The sequence below is a fragment of the Streptomyces sp. NPDC041068 genome (assembly GCF_040647455.1).
GTDB lineage: Bacteria > Actinomycetota > Actinomycetes > Streptomycetales > Streptomycetaceae > Streptomyces.
Map to the genome: position 1 here is coordinate 128229 of NZ_JBEZCG010000015.1, position 15961 is coordinate 144189.

General features: G+C 70.2%; 15 protein-coding genes and 1 tRNA gene. 5 read left to right on the plus strand and 11 right to left on the minus strand.

The window, feature by feature from the left end; all coding sequences use genetic code 11:
• Positions 1-66 precede the first annotated feature (66 nt).
• On the plus strand, positions 67-1122 hold the full coding sequence (locus AB0B50_RS31585) for a LacI family DNA-binding transcriptional regulator (protein WP_362339211.1): 1056 nt from the start codon (positions 67-69) through the stop codon (positions 1120-1122).
• Between the two features lie 283 nt (positions 1123-1405).
• Positions 1406-1576 (plus strand): hypothetical protein, encoded by a 171-nt coding sequence (locus AB0B50_RS31590; protein WP_362339212.1) that lies wholly within the window; start codon positions 1406-1408, stop codon positions 1574-1576.
• A gap of 123 nt (positions 1577-1699) precedes the next feature.
• Here the strand turns inward: AB0B50_RS31590 and AB0B50_RS31595 are convergent.
• The 4 genes from AB0B50_RS31595 to AB0B50_RS31610 all read right to left on the minus strand — a co-directional run bounded on the left by AB0B50_RS31595 (position 1700) and on the right by AB0B50_RS31610 (position 4437).
• A tRNA-His gene (locus AB0B50_RS31595) sits at positions 1700-1772 on the minus strand.
• Between the two features lie 111 nt (positions 1773-1883).
• Positions 1884-2486, minus strand: coding sequence for an oligoribonuclease (gene orn, locus AB0B50_RS31600; protein WP_362339213.1), 603 nt, complete (start codon positions 2484-2486; stop codon positions 1884-1886).
• A 10-nt stretch (positions 2487-2496) separates the two neighbouring features.
• Entirely contained in the window at positions 2497-3726 is a 1230-nt protein-coding gene (locus AB0B50_RS31605; protein WP_362339214.1) for a helix-turn-helix domain-containing protein, read from the minus strand.
• A gap of 387 nt (positions 3727-4113) precedes the next feature.
• Positions 4114-4437 carry a hypothetical protein gene (locus AB0B50_RS31610; protein WP_362339322.1) on the minus strand — a complete coding sequence of 108 codons (324 nt, stop codon included), beginning with the start codon at positions 4435-4437 and terminating at the stop codon, positions 4114-4116.
• Between the two features lie 472 nt (positions 4438-4909).
• Here AB0B50_RS31610 and AB0B50_RS31615 point away from each other — a divergent pair, with 472 nt between their 5' ends.
• Both AB0B50_RS31615 and AB0B50_RS31620 read left to right on the plus strand, forming a co-directional pair.
• Positions 4910-5434, plus strand: coding sequence for a universal stress protein (locus tag AB0B50_RS31615; protein WP_362339215.1), 525 nt, complete (start codon positions 4910-4912; stop codon positions 5432-5434).
• A 197-nt stretch (positions 5435-5631) separates the two neighbouring features.
• Entirely contained in the window at positions 5632-6198 is a 567-nt protein-coding gene (locus AB0B50_RS31620; RefSeq protein WP_362339216.1) for a GPR1/FUN34/YaaH family transporter, read from the plus strand.
• Positions 6199-6366: 168 nt separating this feature from the next.
• On the opposite strand, the gene glmS is transcribed toward AB0B50_RS31620, so the two are convergent.
• From glmS to AB0B50_RS31635, 3 genes are all read right to left on the minus strand, one after another.
• A complete protein-coding gene (gene glmS / locus AB0B50_RS31625) occupies positions 6367-8184 on the minus strand; it encodes a glutamine--fructose-6-phosphate transaminase (isomerizing) (RefSeq protein ID WP_362339217.1) in 1818 nt (605 codons plus the stop codon).
• A gap of 33 nt (positions 8185-8217) precedes the next feature.
• Positions 8218-8475, minus strand: a complete 258-nt coding sequence (locus tag AB0B50_RS31630; RefSeq protein WP_362339218.1) for a hypothetical protein — start codon at positions 8473-8475, stop codon at positions 8218-8220.
• Between the two features lie 209 nt (positions 8476-8684).
• A complete protein-coding gene (locus tag AB0B50_RS31635; protein WP_362339219.1) occupies positions 8685-9575 on the minus strand; it encodes a DUF4429 domain-containing protein in 891 nt (296 codons plus the stop codon).
• Between the two features lie 93 nt (positions 9576-9668).
• On the opposite strand from AB0B50_RS31635, the gene AB0B50_RS31640 reads away from it, so the two are divergent.
• Complete coding sequence (locus AB0B50_RS31640; RefSeq protein ID WP_362339220.1) at positions 9669-11348, plus strand: beta-N-acetylhexosaminidase; 1680 nt, start codon at positions 9669-9671, stop codon at positions 11346-11348.
• Between the two features lie 121 nt (positions 11349-11469).
• On the opposite strand, the gene AB0B50_RS31645 is transcribed toward AB0B50_RS31640, so the two are convergent.
• From AB0B50_RS31645 to AB0B50_RS31660, 4 genes are all read right to left on the minus strand, one after another.
• Positions 11470-12024 (minus strand): GNAT family N-acetyltransferase, encoded by a 555-nt coding sequence (locus AB0B50_RS31645; protein ID WP_362339221.1) that lies wholly within the window; start codon positions 12022-12024, stop codon positions 11470-11472.
• Positions 12008-13477 (minus strand): pyridoxal-dependent decarboxylase, encoded by a 1470-nt coding sequence (locus tag AB0B50_RS31650; RefSeq protein WP_362339222.1) that lies wholly within the window; start codon positions 13475-13477, stop codon positions 12008-12010. The genes AB0B50_RS31645 and AB0B50_RS31650 overlap by 17 nt, the downstream gene beginning before the upstream one ends.
• Before the next feature lie 139 nt (positions 13478-13616).
• On the minus strand, positions 13617-14666 hold the full coding sequence (locus AB0B50_RS31655; protein WP_362339223.1) for an ABC transporter substrate-binding protein: 1050 nt from the start codon (positions 14664-14666) through the stop codon (positions 13617-13619).
• Between the two features lie 140 nt (positions 14667-14806).
• Positions 14807-15961: an acyl-CoA dehydrogenase family protein gene (locus tag AB0B50_RS31660; protein WP_362339224.1), complete on the minus strand. Its 1155-nt coding sequence runs from the start codon at positions 15959-15961 to the stop codon at positions 14807-14809.

A 15961-nucleotide genomic window follows, 5' to 3' on the forward strand; every position in this document is an offset into this window, starting at 1 on the left:
GCCGCCGGACGGGCCCTGGTCCAGGCGGCGGTACCGACTGTTAGATTCGCGTGTGGGGAGGCAGGGATGGGGACTCGTCAGCCCAGGGGACGCAGCGGTGGGCGGCCGACGCTCGAAGAGGTGGCGGCCCGCGCGGGCGTGGGGCGCGGCACCGTGTCCCGGGTGATCAACGGCTCGCCCCGGGTGAGTGAACGCACCCGCGCTGCCGTGGAGGAGGCGGTGGCCGAGCTCGGTTATGTTCCGAACACGGCGGCCAGGGCGCTCGCCGCCAATCGGACGGACTCGATCGCGGTCGTCGTCCCCGAGCCGGAGTCGCGCTTCTTCGCCGAGCCGTACTTCTCGGACATCATCCACGGCGTGGGCCAGGCCCTCGCCGACACGGACATGCAGCTCCTGCTGACCTTCGCGGGCGGCGACCGGGAGCGCAGGCGCCTGGCCCAGTACCTGGCCGCGCACCGCGTGGACGGTGTCCTGCTCGTCTCGGTGCACGCCGACGACCCGCTGCCCGACCTCCTGGAGCAGCTGGAGATCCCCGCGGTGATCAGCGGCCGCAGATCGGCGGACGAGACGCTGGCGTCGGTGGACTCGGACAACTTCGCTGGGGCCCGCGCGGCCGTCGGCCACCTCCTGGAGCGCGGCCGCCGCTCGATAGCGACGATCACCGGGCGCCTGGACGTGTACGGGGCCCAGCGCCGCCTGGACGGCTACCGCGACGCCCTGGAGGGCGCGGGGCGCGAGGCCGACGAGGCGTTGATCGCGCAGGGGGACTTCACCGAGGAGGGCGGCCGCCGCGCGATGGCCGAGCTCCTGGAACGCGTCCCGGCCCTGGACGCGGTCTTCGCGGGCTCGGACGTGATGGCGGCGGGCGCCCGCCAGGTCCTGCGCGCGGCCGGCCGCCGGATACCGGAGGATGTGGCGCTCGTCGGCTTCGACGATTCCGCGATCGCCCGCCACATGGACCCGCCCCTGACGAGCGTGCGCCAGCCGATCACGGAGATGGGCCGCACGATGACGGACGTCCTGCTCGCGGAGATCGCGGACCCCCGCCCGGCGGCCTCGCGCCGCCCGCAGCGCCCGCAGATCGTGCTGCCCACGGAGCTGGTCCGGCGGGCGTCGTCCTGACCCTGGTGACCCTTGTCACAAGAAGAGGAAAAGCACCGGCAAAGGAAAGGTCAAGTGGGCGGCCGTCCAAGTGGGCGCGGGATGGGGCGCGTTGGCTGCCCCTCCGCCTCACCGGTATCGCCCGGCAATCCCCTCCTGCCGCTCATCGCACCCTCCGGCATCCTCGCTCGAAGTTCGACACGCATGTAGAAGGTCATTACGGTCTCCTCCGGACTGTTCCGCGCAAACCTATGGGGGCGTTGATCGGGATATGGCGTACAGCTCTCGCGACTGGTGGACTGAAATGGCGATCGGGACCCTGGTCACCGTCGTCTGCACGGCGCTGCTGCTCGCAGTGGGCATCTGGGCGCTGGAGGGACGCGGGGGGACGGTGAACCTCCTGAGCTGCCTCGTGCCCGGCCTGGCCGTGGGCATCTGGTCGGCCCGCCGCTACCGCAGCCGTCACTCCACCTGACGGAAGGTTCCAGACGGGAAGTTCCACCCGAGACGGGAAGCTTCACCCGAGACGGGAAGCTTCACCCCGGAAAACGCCTGAGGGCCCGATCCGCTTTCGCGGATCGGGCCCTCAGGCCTTCAGGGTGAGTGACGGGACTTGAACCCGCGGCCACCTGGACCACAACCAGGTGCTCTACCAACTGAGCTACACCCACCATGTCCGGTCGTTTGTCGTTCTTCCGACCGGCCGAGAAAAAGTGTACAGGGTCCGAAGGGGTGCTCGCGCACACGTTTCCCGGACCCCGTACACAGGGCCGCCCGCGGGGCTACTCCGCAGGCAGGACGTGCTTGGACGCGATCGACTTCGCGGTGTCCGAGTCCGGTCCCGGCTGGGGAACGAAGATCGCCTCGCGGTAGTACCGCAGCTCGGCGATGGACTCGCGGATGTCGGCGAGCGCGCGGTGGTTGCCGTTCTTGTCCGGGCTGTTGAAGTACGCCCTCGGGTACCAGCGCCGGGCCAGCTCCTTGATGGAGGAGACGTCGACGATCCGGTAGTGGAGGTACTCCTCCAGTGTCTGCATGTCCCGCAGCAGGAAGCCGCGGTCGGTGCCGACCGAGTTTCCGCACAGCGGAGCCTTCCGCGGCTCCTTGACGTGCTCACGTACGTACGCCAGGACCTGCTCCTCGGCGTCGGCCAGCGTGGTGCCGCCGGCCAGCTCGTCGAGGAGCCCCGAGGCGGTGTGCATGCTGCGCACCACCTCGGGCATGGTCTCCAGCGCCGCGTCCGGCGGGCGGATCACGATGTCCACACCTTCGCCGAGCACGTTCAGTTCCGAGTCGGTGACCAGTGCGGCCACCTCGATAAGTGCGTCATCCGTCAGCGAGAGCCCGGTCATCTCGCAGTCGATCCACACCATGCGATCGTTCATGCGTCTTACCCTACGGCGCACTCCTCTGGCCGGGCAGTGGCGGACGACCTGGCGCGTACGCGTCCGAGTGCGGCTTGCCGGGCTCGGTGGGCACGGAGGCCGAGGGCCCGAGCGCGCTGGCTGCCGCCGTGCGCCGGGTCTGGGCCGGCACCGGGCCCGCCTCCACCAGGGTGGGCATCACCTGTGGCGCCGCTGACGCGGCCTCCAGCGCCCGCTCGCCCTGCGGCCTGCGGGCGCGGTAGGCGGCCCGGTAGGCGGCGGGGGACGAGCCCAGCTGACGCCGGAAGTGACCCCGAAGCGCCACCGGCGAACGGAAGCCGCAGCGGCCCGCGACCTCGTCGACGGAGTAGTCGGACGTCTCGAGCAGCCGCTGTGCCTGGAGCACCCGCTGGGTGATCAGCCACTGCAGCGGCGCGCTGCCGGTGAGCGAGCGGAACCTGCGGTCGAAGGTCCGCCTGCTCATGTACGCACGCGCGGCCAGCGTCTCCACGTCGAACTGCTCGTGGAGGTGCTCCAGCGCCCAGGCGACGACCTCGGCGAGCGGGTCGGCGCCGATCTCCTCCGGTAAAGACCTGTCGAGGTAGCGCTCCTGGCCGCCGGCCCGGCGCGGCGGAACGACAAGCCTGCGGGCGAGAGCGCCCGCCGCTTCGTTGCCGTGGTCCGTGCGCACGATGTGCAGACAGAGATCGATTCCGGCCGCGGTGCCCGCGCTCGTCAGGACGTCTCCGTCGTCGACGAAGAGTTCGCGCGGATCCACGTGTACGGACGGATAGCGCTTGGCCAGCGTCGGCGCGTACATCCAATGAGTGGTCGCCGGGCGCCCGTCGAGCAGGCCGGCCGCGGCGAGCACGAACGCCCCCGTGCACAGCCCGACGATGCGGGCACCCTCCTCATGTGCGCGGCGCAGCGCGTCGAGCGCCTCCGGCGGTGGCGGCGATGTGATCGACCGCCAGGCCGGCACCACGACGGTGCCCGCTCGGCCGATCGCCTCCAAGCCTTGCGGCGCGGTGAGTTCGAGCCCACCGGTGGTCCGCAGGGGTCCCTCCTCGCCGGCGCATACGAGCAGCCGGTAACGGGGGACTCCGGCGTCCTGCCGGTCGATTCCGAACACGGAGAGCGGTATGGAACTCTCGAAGATGGGGCCACCGCTGAAGAGAAGCACCGCTACGATCTCTCGGCGGCGCCGCCCCGAGAGTTTCCGAGCCGCGGCCTCCGGCGCGGCAGTGGAGTCGTGGCTCATGGTGCTAAACCCCCCTCGGTCGTCGCGGCTCCCTGTTCCTGACGGACCTGTCGCTCCTGCACGTTTCCCCTCGGTCCTCCACCAGTCCCCCGCCGTAATGCAGTCAAGATCGAATCTACTGTGTCCCGTGCCACCGGGGTGACCAGTTCAGCACCCGGCAGATTGTCGACATGGCAACTTGGCGTGAAGCATTCGATCACGAAGCGTTGCACTCGGGGGGCTTGCTGGGAAGTGCGCCTCCGCGCCATGGCCGGTCCCCATAGGGTGCACACGGCTTCAGGGCGGCTTTCAGCCCTGGTCGGACGAGGGTTCAGGGCGTGTTCGGCCAAGGAATGCAGCACTCCCGGAAGTTGGCTGAAAAGCTACGGGAGCGTGTGTGTGAATCAGTCAGTCGACCGGCGCACGTTCGGCATGTTGTCGCGTGCCCCTGTGCGCCCCGGGGGTCGTTCTGCCGTGCCGGCCGCGGTGCCCGATGTTCTGTTCTGCAAGCAGTCGCGCGGCGCCCCGTTCGGACTGCCGCAGGAGCACCCGGCAGACCCCGGTGACGGCCGCGAGGCCCAGCGCCGCGCCGGCGGCTCCGGCCAGTGAACTCCCGTACCCCACGAGTACGACGGGAACCAGGACGCAGCTGAACGCGGCCCAGCGCACCACGTCGCTCGCCGAGTCCTGCGAGGGCGCGCCCTGTGGCTCCTGGGCGCGCGGCGCGGGCACACCCGCCGGGCGGCGCTCGTGCGCCCCCTCGGGCGGGCGCCGGCGGCCGTGCTCGGCTTGCTCGGGCGAAGCCGTGAGGCGAGTGGAGGGTGGGGACGCGGTCGAGGGTCCAGGCACGGCGTGCTCCCTGTGGCGGTGGCGTACGGAGGTTCAACGCGCGGTCCTGCGGTGGGTCACTGAAGGGGGCGTCCGGTGGCGCCGGACGGGTGGGCAAACCGCCTGTAGGAGGCAGCAACCATTGCCATACGGGCGAGGCTCATGCATGCTCCGGTGAACGCCGGGAGGCCCTGTGCGCGGCCCGGCGCGGGCCCGTGCGGGCTCTTCACGAGCTCTGGGCAGGAGAGGAGTGTCGCCGTACCCTTGGGGGTATGGGGTTGGGAAGATGATTCCCGGACGACCTTCCAGGTCCTGAACTTCCGCACCACCTGAAAACGCCGACCCTCCCACAGAGGACTCCTTCGCCGAGACACCGATGGCCGGTCACGAATTCTCCGAACCCGCGGACCGCAAGCGGCAGGTCGCCGATCCGACAGCGACCCCCCAAGCGGCGGAAGAACCACGTCACTCTTGCGATCCCGCCTTCCGGCACGGCGTCGTCGTCGGCTTCGACGGCTCGACCTCCAGTGAGCGGGCCCTCGCCTATGCGATCGGGATGGCCCATCGCTCGGGGTCGGGCCTGATCATCGTGCATGTCGCCAACCGGCTGCCCACCACGGTGTGGGCGGGGTGCGAGCCGCCCGTCTTCGTCGACGTGCCGGACCACCGCACCGAGGTGCTCGGCCTCGAACTGGCCTGTGCGGACTATCTGTCCGAGGTGCCGTGGATCCTCGTCGAGCGCGGCGGCGACATCTGCCACGAGCTGGAGGAGGTCGGCCGCGAGTACAGCGCGGACGCGATCGTCGTCGGCTCCACGCACGGCATCGTCGGCCGCATCTTCGGCTCCGTCGCGGGGCGCCTGGCGCGGCGGGCGCAGCGGCCCGTGGTCGTCATTCCGTAACGTCCCGTCGCCGCAGGTGGGATGAGGAAGTCGAACCCTCAACTCCCTCTCTGTCACGGCTTGGTGAACAGATAAATCTACTCGCGCGTAGAGGTGGTTTGTGCCCTTGTGAAGGGTACATAAAGGTCGCTGGTGCGCTTCGTGCGGACCGGCACCGCGCAGCACGACCGCACAACTGCACATGAAGGGAGCCCGCCGTGGACAACGACGTCTCTGCGGGAAGCACCACCTCGACTCTCGGCCATCTCGCCCTGGGACTCACCCTGTTGGCCTTCGGACTCGGCCACACCGGAGTGATCGACGGCGTGACGGCGGCGGACGCCGCCTCCATCGCCACGTTCGTCGGCGGGATCGCCCTGTTCATCGCCGGTCTCTTCGCGCTCCACGACAAGGACACATCGACCGGCACGGCCTTCGCCGCGCTCGGCGCCCTCTGGTTCACCTGGGGCACGGCCGACGCGCAGGTCTCGGCGAACGCCGCGGGCCTCTTCCTGTTGCTCTTCGCGCTCGTCGCGCTCAGCCTGACCCTCGGCGCGGCCGGCGGTCCTGTGCTCGCGCGCGGTACGTACGGGCTGCTCTTCGTGGCGCTCGTCCTGCTCGCCGTCGCGCAGTTCGGTGACAGCGCGGGCCTCGGCAAGGTAGGCGGCTGGTTCGCCGCGGTCGGCGGGCTCCTTGCCTGGTACGGCGCGACGGCTGCCCTCGCCAACTGGCCGACGGCCCTCCCGGGGCGCCCAGCCGGCCGGGGAGTGACGGCCGCCGGCTGAGCCGGGCGCGGGCCGGGGTAATGGGCGACCCCGGCCCTCTGGGGAACGGGTCCTGTGTGCTGGTGGCACGCACAGGGCCCGTTCCGTCTGTTCGTCGGGTGCGAGTTCGTGAGGGCTTGTCGCGCAGTTCCCCGCGCCCCTGACGGGGCGCTCCTCGAGGGGCGCTTCCTACTCCACCGTCACCGACTTCGCCAGGTTCCTCGGCTTGTCGATGTCCCGGCCCAGGGCCAGTGCCGTGTGGTAGGCGAGGAGTTGGAGCGGGATGCCCATCAGGATCGGGTCCAGCTCGTTCTCGTTCTTCGGGACGACGATCGTCTGGTCGGCCTTCTCCTGCTCCTGGTGCGCGACCGCGAGGATCTTGCCGCTGCGGGCCTTGATCTCCTCCAGGGCGGCGCGGTTCTTCTCCAGGAGGTCGTCGTCGGGGACGATCGCGACCGTCGGCAGGGCCGGCTCGATGAGGGCGAGCGGGCCGTGCTTCAGCTCGGAGGCGGGGTAGGCCTCGGCGTGGATGTACGAGACCTCCTTGAGCTTGAGGGAGGCCTCCCGGGCGACGGGGTAGCCGCGTACACGACCGATGAAGAGCATCGAGCGGGCGTCCGCGTACTGCTTGGCGATCTTCTTGATCTCGTCCTCCTGCTTGAGGATCTCCGAGATCTGGCCCGGCAGCTTGCGCAGGCCCTCGATGATCCGCTTGCCGTCGGAGACCGACAGGTCACGGATGCGGCCCAGGTGCAGGGCGAGCAGGGCGAAGGCGACCGTGGTGTTGGTGAAGCACTTGGTCGAGACGACGCAGACCTCCGGGCCCGCGTGGACGTACACGCCCGCGTCCGCCTCGCGGGCGATCGCCGAGCCGACGACGTTCACGACGCCGAGGACGCGGGCGCCCTTGCGCTTGAGCTCCTGGACGGCGGCCAGTACGTCGTACGTCTCGCCGGACTGGGAGACCGCGATGTAGAGGGTGTCGGGGTCCACGACCGGGTTGCGGTAGCGGAACTCGGACGCGGGCTCCGCGTCGGCGGGGATGCGGGCCAGCTCCTCGATCATCTGGGCGCCGATCATGCCCGCGTGGTACGAGGTGCCGCAGCCGAGGATCTTGACGCGGCGCACCTTGCGGGCGTCGTGTGCGTCGAGGTTGAGGCCGCCGAGGTGCACGGTGGAGAAGCGGTCGTCGATGCGGCCGCGCAGGACGCGGTCCACCGCGTCGGGCTGCTCGGAGATCTCCTTGTGCATGTACGTGTCGTGGCCGCCCATGTCGTACGACTCGGCCTCCCACTCCACGGTGGTCGGCGAGGCGGTCGTGCGGGAGCCCTCGGTGGTGTACGTGCGGTAGTCGTCGGCCTTGATGGTGGCCATCTCGCCGTCGTCGAGGGTGACGACCTGGCGGGTGTGCGAGACGAGCGCGGCGACGTCCGAGGCGACGAACATCTCCTTCTCGCCGATGCCGAGGACGACGGGGGAGCCGTTGCGGGCGACGACGATGCGGTCGTTGAAGTCGGCGTGCAGGACGGCGATGCCGTAGGTGCCCTCGATGTGGCGCAGGGCCTCGCGGACCTTCTCCTCCAGGGTGTCCGCCTGGGCGCGGGCGACGAGGTGGGTGAGGACCTCGGTGTCCGTCTCGGAGAGGAACTCGACGCCGTCGGCGGTGAGCTTGGCGCGCAGCTCCGAGGCGTTGTCGATGATGCCGTTGTGCACGACGGCGACCTTGCCGTCCTGGGACAGGTGCGGGTGGGCGTTCTCGTCGGAGGGGGCGCCGTGGGTGGCCCAGCGGGTGTGGGCGATGCCGGTCGTGCCCTTGAAGCGGGCGGGGACCTTGGCCTCCAGGTCACGGACGCGGCCCTTGGCCTTGACCGTCTTCAGGCCCGCGGCCTTGGGGCTGGTGACGGCGATGCCGGCGGAGTCGTAGCCGCGGTACTCCAGGCGCTGGAGGCCTTCGAGGAGGAGCGGGGCGACGTCACGCTTGCCGATATATCCGACGATTCCACACATAGAGGGTCCTAGTCGTAGGAGGGCGGCCGTGATCTAGCCGTAGACGATGCGGCGCAGCTGCCTGAGGGTGAGCTCGGGCGGCGCGACCGCGCGGTATTCGAGATCCGCCGAGATCCGCTGGAAGATCGCCGCGTTCAGCAGGCCCTGACCCTGCAGTTCGCGGTGGCGGCGACGGACGAACTGTTCGGTCGTCTCGTCGAAGTAGGCGAGCACGTCCTGGACGACCCGCAGCGCTTCGCCCCGCTGGAGCGGGGTGCTGCGGGTGAGGTGGTCCACCAGGTCGTCGTGCATTCGTTGATCCTGGGGTATCGGATGTTCATTCGCAAGAATCCTGCCCGGAATCGGGCAGGGTCGTGTCGGATTGGGCCGAGAAGGGGCCGCGAGGGGGCCGAGAACGGGGTCGCGGAGGGGGCGAGGAAGGGGCGAGGAAGGGGGCGAGGGGGCGGGAAGGGGGCGAGGGGGGGCGGGGAGGGGGGGGCAAGCCGTGGCGCGGAGAGCGCTCACATCCGCTTCAGGACCGCCTGCTTCGCCGCGCTGAACTCCTCGTCCGTGAGGATTCCGGACCGGTGGAGCTCGCCCAGCTCCCGCAGCCGCCGCAGCAGCGCGTCGTGGTCGTCCTCCGCGGGCGCCGCCGCCCCCGAAGCCGCCGCCAGGGCGGGCGCGGGGTCGGGGGAGGCGTCCTTGTCCGGTCCCGTGGGATGCGGCAGACGGGCCTGGACCGCGGCCGCCACCAGGGCCATGAGCGGGTCCTTCTTGAAGCCCCACAGCTCGACGGAGTTCGGGTCGTACTTCGGCGGGGCCTTGGTCGGCGCGTTCTTCACGGTGAAGCGGAGGTACCCGTTCTCCAGGCCGACCGCCGGCTGCCACTCGACCGCCGCGACATCGGCGAGCGCCAGCGAGCGCGTGCCGGACGCGGACTTCGCCTCCTCCGTCTTCCAGTTCCACTCCAGACGGATGTACTCCCCGTCGAAGCTCGCCGTGCCGTCCCCCGCCGAGACGGACAGCGGCACGGACGGGCCCGCGAGGAGGTAGGCCTCACAGGACGCGGAAGGGACCTGTTCGATCAGATGGGCGTTGCGCACCTCGTCGACCAGGTACTCCGCGACCCCGTACCGATCCGGCTCCACCGTCAGCTGGTACGGGTCCGTGGAGTCCGTCAGCTTTCCGCCCGTCGCCTGGAGCAGTGGGTCGGCGCCGTCCCGCAGGCGCAGCCTCAACCGACCCGACTTCTTGCCCTGTTCGAAGGCGATGCCCGCCAACGCCTGCAGCGGTACGGCCAGTTCGCCCAGCGTCTTGCGCAGCAGGGACACGTTCTTGTCGCGGCCCGGCACGAGGCGCAGCGTCTCCCCGTCGAAGGTCCAGGTCCCGTCGCGCTGGATGATTTCCGCCATGAGGGGATTCTCGCACCGACCACCGACTGAAGTGGTCTACACCCCTTGACCCCTTGTGGGGGCCGGGTTACCAATGAGGATCGTTCGATTGCGATGCACCACAGATGCGCCATCGCGGCGCCGGCCCGTCGAAGGGACCCGCTTGTGAGACTGCACGGGAGATCGACACGAGTCCGACGAGTACCACGCCTTTTCGGCTCGCTGCTGCTCGTGGCGGCCGCCGGAATCTCCTGCTTCGCCGCCGCCCCCGCCTCGCGGGCGGCGGGGCCCGAAGTCACCCCGCTCGGCCAGGTGGTGCCCGTACCCATGAAGGCCGAGCCGGGCGGGCCAGGGTACGAGATCACCGCCAAGACCCGTATCCGGGTCGGCGGCACGGCCGAGGAGAGCCGTGTGGGCGAGTACCTCGCGAAGGTGCTGCGCCCCTCCACCGGCTACGCGCTCCCCGTCACCACCCGCAAGGGCGGCGACGGCATCCGGCTGCGGATCAGCGCCGAGCCCGCGAACAAGGACCTGGGTGCCGAGGGCTACCGGGTCGTCTCCTCGCGTGGCTCCCTCACCATCACCTCGCGGACGGGCGCGGGGCTCTTCCACGGCGTCCAGACGGTGCGCCAGCAACTGCCCGCCGCCGTCGAGGAGAAGACCGAGCAGCGCGGCCCGTGGCGGATCGCGGGCGGTACCGTCACGGACGCGCCGCGCTACGGCTACCGCTCCACGATGCTCGACGTCTCGCGGCACTTCTTCACCGTCGACCAGGTCAAGCGCTACATCGACCAGGCGGCGCTCTACAAGATGAACAAGCTGCACCTGCACCTGAGCGACGACCAGGGCTGGCGCATCGCCATCGACTCCTGGCCGCGCCTCGCGACGTACGGGGGCTCCACGCAGGTCGGCGGCGGCAAGGGCGGCTACTACACGAAGGCGCAGTACAAGGAGATCGTCGACTACGCCGCGTCGCGGTACCTGGAGGTCGTCCCCGAGATCGACATGCCGGGGCACACCAACGCCGCGCTCGCCTCGTACGCGGAGCTGAACTGCAACGGCGTCGCCCCGCCGCTGTACACCGGCACCGGGGTCGGCTTCAGCTCGCTGTGCGTGAAGAAGGACGTGACGTACGACTTCGTGGACGACGTGATCCGTGAGCTCGCCGCGATGACGCCCGGCAAGTACATCCACATCGGCGGCGACGAGGCGCACTCCACCAGCCACGAGGACTTCGTCGCCTTCATGGACAAGGTGCAGCCCGTGGTCGCCAAGTACGGCAAGACGGTGATGGGTTGGCACCAGCTGACCGGCGCCAATCCGGCCAAGGGTGCCGTCGCGCAGTACTGGGGCTACGACAGGACCGGTGCCGCCGAGCGCGAGCAGGTGGTCAACGCCGTGAAGAACGGCACGAAGCTGGTCCTCTCGCCGGCCGACCGCTCCTACATCGACCACAAGTACACCAAGGACACGCCGCTCGGTCTGTCCTGGGCGGGCTACGTCGAGGTGCAGCGCTCCTACGACTGGGATCCGGGGACGTACCTCCAGGGCGCGCCCGCGGACTCGATCCTGGGCGTCGAGGCGCCGCTGTGGACGGAGACCCTCTCCACCACGGACCACCTGGAGTACATGGCTTTCCCGCGGCTGCCCGGCATCGCCGAGCTCGGCTGGTCGCCCGCGGCCACGCACGACTGGAACACGTACAAGGTGCGTCTCGCCGCGCAGGCCCCGCGTTGGGGCGCCCTCGGCATCGACTACTACAAGTCGCCGCAGGTGCCCTGGCCCGCCAAGTGACCTGTCCGGTCACGTGACTTGTTCGGTCGCATGACTTGTTCGGGCGACATGGACGGGCGCCCCGGAGGACCGTCTCCGGGGCGCCCGTCGGCTTGTGGGCGGCACTTTTCGTCGGCGGCGCTCAGGCCGCGGCGAACCGCTCGCGGGTGCAGAAGCTGAGCAGGGCCTGCTTCTCCGGCTTCTGGACGACCGTCTCGGCGCGGAACCCGACGGCTTCGAGCAGGACGTGCGCCGTGGTGTCGCGCAGGTCGGGATCGATCACGACGCGCTCGGTCGCCGGATCCGCGAACAGCTCCCGCACCGCCGCGGTGAGCGCGCCGAGCGTGAAGCCGGGGACGGGGAAGCGGACCTCGGAGGGCAAGGCCAGCAGCCGCATGCCGACGTCGCCGGGCAACGGGTCGTAGAGGCCGACGAGTTCGGCGTACGAGGGGTCGTACCGCTCCACGAGGAAGGACGGCACGCCCGCGTGCAGGCCGAGGAAGGCGTCGCGGTGGTCGGCGGCCGCGATGGCCATGTACGCGCGCTCGACGTCGGGCAGCTTGGCGTTCTGCATCAGCCAGAACGCGGACTCGGGCCGGGTGACCCAGTCGTGGACCAGTTCACAGTCGGTCAGGGGGTCCAGGGGGCGCAGGGTGAAGACGGCGGTCGTCTCGCGCGGCTCAGCAGGCGCGGTCAAGGTTCTCTCCCAGGTACTGCTCGGCGTGGTCGGCGATCAGATCGAGGACGGCCGTGATGTCGTCGACCGTCGTCTCCGGGTTGAGCAGGGTGAACTTCAGGAACTGGCGGTCGCCCACCTTGGCGCCCGCCACCACCGCGTCCCCCGAGGCGAACAGGGCCTTGCGGGCGTAGAGGTTGGCGCGGTCGATGGCGGAGGGGGCGCAGATCGCCGCGGGGATGTAGCGGAAGGTGAGCGTGGACAGCTGCGGCTCGGCCACGACGTCGTAGCGGGGGTCGGCGACGAGCCGCCGCCAGCCCTCGGTGGCCAGCTCGCAGACCTCGTCGAAGAGGTGGCCGATGCCGTTCGCGCCCATCACGCGCAGCGTCATCCACAGCTTCAGGGCGTCGAAGCGCCGGTCCCTCTGGAGGGACTTGCCCGCCTGGTCGGGGGTGCGGTCCTGCGTCGTGCGGTCCTGCGTCGTGCGGTCCTGTGCCGTGCGGTCCTGCGTCGTGCGGGACAGGGCGGCCCGGTCGCGCACCAGGAGGGCCGACGAACTCACCGGCTGGAAGAAGGACTTGTGGAAGTCCACGGTCACGGAGTCGGCGCGCTCGATGCCGTCGATGAGGTGCCGGTTCCTGCGCGAGGCGAGCAGGCCGCAGCCGTACGCCGCGTCCACGTGCAGCCAAGTGCCGTACTGCGCGCACAGCGCGGCGACCTCGGGCAGCGGGTCGATGGAGCCGAAGTCCGCGGTGCCCGCCGACGCGACGACCGCCATGGGGGAGAGGTCGTCGCGACGGCAGCGCTCCAGCGCACGTGCCAGGGCCACGGTCTGCATGCGCTTGTTCCGGTCGGTGGGGATCACCACGACGGCGTCCTCGCCGAGGCCGAGCAGCTCGGCCGCTCTCCTGGCGCCGGCGTGACCGGCCTCGGAGGCGAAGACGCGCAGGGTCGCGGGGTCCCGGTGCGCCGCGGGGTCCCGCTCCGCGGCGGCGTCGCGGGCGAGCAGCAGGGCCTGCAGGTCGGACTGGGCGCCGCCGGAGGTGAACACGCCGTCGGCGTCCTGGCCGAGGCCGATGCGCCCGGCGGTCCAGTCGACGAGGCGGCGCTCGATGAGGGTGGCGCCCGCGGACCGGTCCCAGGTGTCCAGACAGGAGTTGACGCCGGTGAGCACGGCCTCGCCCAGGACGGCGGGGATGACGGCCGGGCTGTGGAGGTGGGCGAGGTGGCGGGGGTGGTGCGCGTACACCGCGTCGCGCAGGTACAGCTCCTCCAGCTCGTCGAGGGCGTCGAGGGTGTCGTGCAGGGGCTCGTCGAGGTCGACGGAGTCGATGCGGGAGGCGAGGCTCTCGGTGGTGACTCCGGTGAACGGACGGGAAGCGGCGGCCAGTTGGGCAGCCACCCGCTCGACTCCTTCGGTCACGGAGCTGCGGTACCGCTCCGCGGTGGTGTCGTTGAGCAGGTGCGAGCGCATGAACTGTCCTCTGGGGTGAGGGGTCTTGAGAAGTGAGGTAAGCCTAACCTAACTATTCCTCGCTTCGGGGTGGGGGCGGCGAAAAACGGAACAGCCCTCTCCGCGGTGCGGGGAGGGCTGTGGTGCCAGGGGGGTGGGGTCAGCCGACCTTCTTCGCCTTCTCGATCGCGTCGGCCAGGTCCTCGAGGATCGGCGCGCACTTGTCGTACGAGAAAATCGGCTCCGTCACGCGCGGGATGACCTGTCCGGCCTTGACCGCGGGCAGCTGCTGCCAGGTCGGCTTGGACTTGTCGAGGTCGGCCGGCTGGAGCGCCGAGGTGCGGTTGTCCATCATGATGATGTCCGCGTCGTACTTGTCGACGTTCTCCCAGCTGAGGTTCTCGAACCAGCCGCCGGTCTCCTTCTTGGCCTTCTCCGGCGGCTCGACGATGTTCACGCCGAGCGCCTTGAAGTACTCCAGGTCGGCGGAGAGGTTCGAGCCGGAGACGTAGAACAGGTCCTGGCTCGCGGAGCCGATGAGGACCTTGATGTCCTTGCGTGACTTGGCGACCTTGCGCAGCCGCTCGGAGGCCTCCTCGAAGCGCTTCTTCGCCTTGACGACCTTGTCCGACTTCACGTCCGCGCCGAGCGACTCGGCGAGCGCCTGGATGCGCTGCAGCGGCTGCGTCATCTGGCGGTCGTAGACGCTGATGCCGACGCTCGGGGCGAGCTTGAGCACCTTGTCCTTGCTCTCCTCGGGGACGTACCAGAGGGTGCCCTGGTCGTCGAACATCGTGGAGATCAGCACGTCCGGGGCGAGGGCCGCGTACTTCTCGATCTTGAACTGACCCCATTCGTTGCCGATGATCGTCAGCTTGCTGATGTCCATGTCGCCGGCCTGGACATCGGGCTTGCCGTCCTTGGTCTTCGTCGGGCCGAAGACGCCCTTGCACTCGATGCCGTAGTCGAACAGGGCGGCGGCGACGCCGGTGAACGCGACGATGTTCTTCGGCGTCGCGTCCTTCTCGGCGGTCTCGCCGCGGTCGTCCTTGAAGCTCCAGGGGCCGGACTTGCCCGCGCCGCCCTCGGTCTTGCCCGACCCGTCCTTTTTCTCGGAGCCGCAGGCCGCCAGGACGGCGGTGAGGCCGAGGGCGCCACCGGCGGCGAGAATGCCGCGGCGGGAAGGCTGGGGGAGGCGGGCCTGGGGCATGAGGTCTCTGCTTTCGTGACGTACGGCGGCGGGGCCGCTGGCCGGAATTAGTGCTTAGGCTAGCCTAAGCTGACTCCGGAACCGGCGGCCCCTCGCGTCACGGTCGGCTCACGAAGGCCGAGCGGCGTCCGGGCCCCGGCTCAGCCCGCGAAACCCAGCTCGCGCGCGATCAGCATGCGCTGCACCTCGCTCGTGCCCTCGCCGATCTCCAGGATCTTGGAGTCCCGCCACATCCTGGCCACGGGGTACTCGTTCATGAAGCCGTACCCGCCGTGGATCTGGGTGGCCTCGCGGGCATTGTCCACGGCCACGGTCGAGGAGTAGAGCTTGGCGATCGCCGCCTCCTTCTTGAACGGCTCGCCTGCGACCATGCGCGAGGCGGCGTCGTACCAGCCCACGCGGGCCATGTGCGCCCGCATCTCCATGTCGGCGATCTTGAACTGGATGGCTTGATTCGCGCCGATCGGCCTGCCGAAGGCGTGCCGCTCCCCGGCGTACTTCACGGACTCGTCCACACAGCCCTGGGCAAGCCCGGTGGCGAGCGCGGAGATCGCGATCCGGCCCTCGTCGAGGATGCGCAGGAACTGGGCGTACCCCCGGCCCTCCTCGCCGAGCAGGTTCGCGGCGGGGACGCGGACGTCGGAGAAGGACAGCTCGCGGGTGTCCGAGGCGTTCCACCCGACCTTCGAGTACGGCGCCGCGACCGTGAAGCCCGGTGTCCCGGACGGCACGATGATCGCGGAGATCAGCGGGCGGCCGTCCTCCTTGCGGCCGGTGACGGCGGTGACCGTGACCAGGCCCGTGATGTCCGTACCGGAGTTGGTGATGAAGCACTTGGAGCCGTTGATCACCCAGTCGTCGCCGTCGCGCACGGCCGTGGTGCGGGTGCCTCCCGCGTCCGAGCCGCCGTCCGGCTCGGTCAGGCCGAAGGCGCCGAGCATCTCGCCGGAGCACAGTCGCGGCAGCCACTCGCGCTTCTGCTCGTCGGTGCCGAAGAGGTGGATCGGCATGGCGCCGAGCGAGACGCCCGCCTCCAGGGTGATCGCCACGGACGAGTCGACGCGGGCGAGCTCCTCCAGGGCGATGCCGAGCGCGAAGTAGTCGCCGCCCATGCCGCCGTACTCCTCGGGGAAGGGCAGGCCGAACAGGCCCATGCGGCCCATCTCGCGGACGATCTCGTACGGGAACTCGTGGCGCTCGTAGAGGTCGCCGATCTTGGGGGCCACGACATCGTGCGCGAACGCCTCGACCGTACGGCGCAGTTCCTCGTGCTCGGGGCTCAGACGGTGGTCCAT

Coding starts and splice junctions, on each gene's coding strand:
- AB0B50_RS31585 (WP_362339211.1), top strand. CDS start 67: ATGGGGACTCGTCAGCCCAGGGGACGCAGCGGTGGGCGGCCGACGCTC.
- AB0B50_RS31590 (WP_362339212.1), top strand. CDS start 1,406: ATGGCGATCGGGACCCTGGTCACCGTCGTCTGCACGGCGCTGCTGCTC.
- orn (WP_362339213.1), bottom strand. CDS start 2,486: ATGAACGATCGCATGGTGTGGATCGACTGCGAGATGACCGGGCTCTCG.
- AB0B50_RS31605 (WP_362339214.1), bottom strand. CDS start 3,726: ATGAGCCACGACTCCACTGCCGCGCCGGAGGCCGCGGCTCGGAAACTC.
- AB0B50_RS31615 (WP_362339215.1), top strand. CDS start 4,910: ATGGCCGGTCACGAATTCTCCGAACCCGCGGACCGCAAGCGGCAGGTC.
- glmS (WP_362339217.1), bottom strand. CDS start 8,184: ATGTGTGGAATCGTCGGATATATCGGCAAGCGTGACGTCGCCCCGCTC.
- AB0B50_RS31630 (WP_362339218.1), bottom strand. CDS start 8,475: ATGCACGACGACCTGGTGGACCACCTCACCCGCAGCACCCCGCTCCAG.
- AB0B50_RS31635 (WP_362339219.1), bottom strand. CDS start 9,575: ATGGCGGAAATCATCCAGCGCGACGGGACCTGGACCTTCGACGGGGAG.
- AB0B50_RS31640 (WP_362339220.1), top strand. CDS start 9,669: ATGCACCACAGATGCGCCATCGCGGCGCCGGCCCGTCGAAGGGACCCG.
- AB0B50_RS31650 (WP_362339222.1), bottom strand. CDS start 13,477: ATGCGCTCGCACCTGCTCAACGACACCACCGCGGAGCGGTACCGCAGC.
- AB0B50_RS31655 (WP_362339223.1), bottom strand. CDS start 14,666: ATGCCCCAGGCCCGCCTCCCCCAGCCTTCCCGCCGCGGCATTCTCGCC.
- AB0B50_RS31660 (WP_362339224.1), bottom strand. CDS start 15,961: ATGGACCACCGTCTGAGCCCCGAGCACGAGGAACTGCGCCGTACGGTC.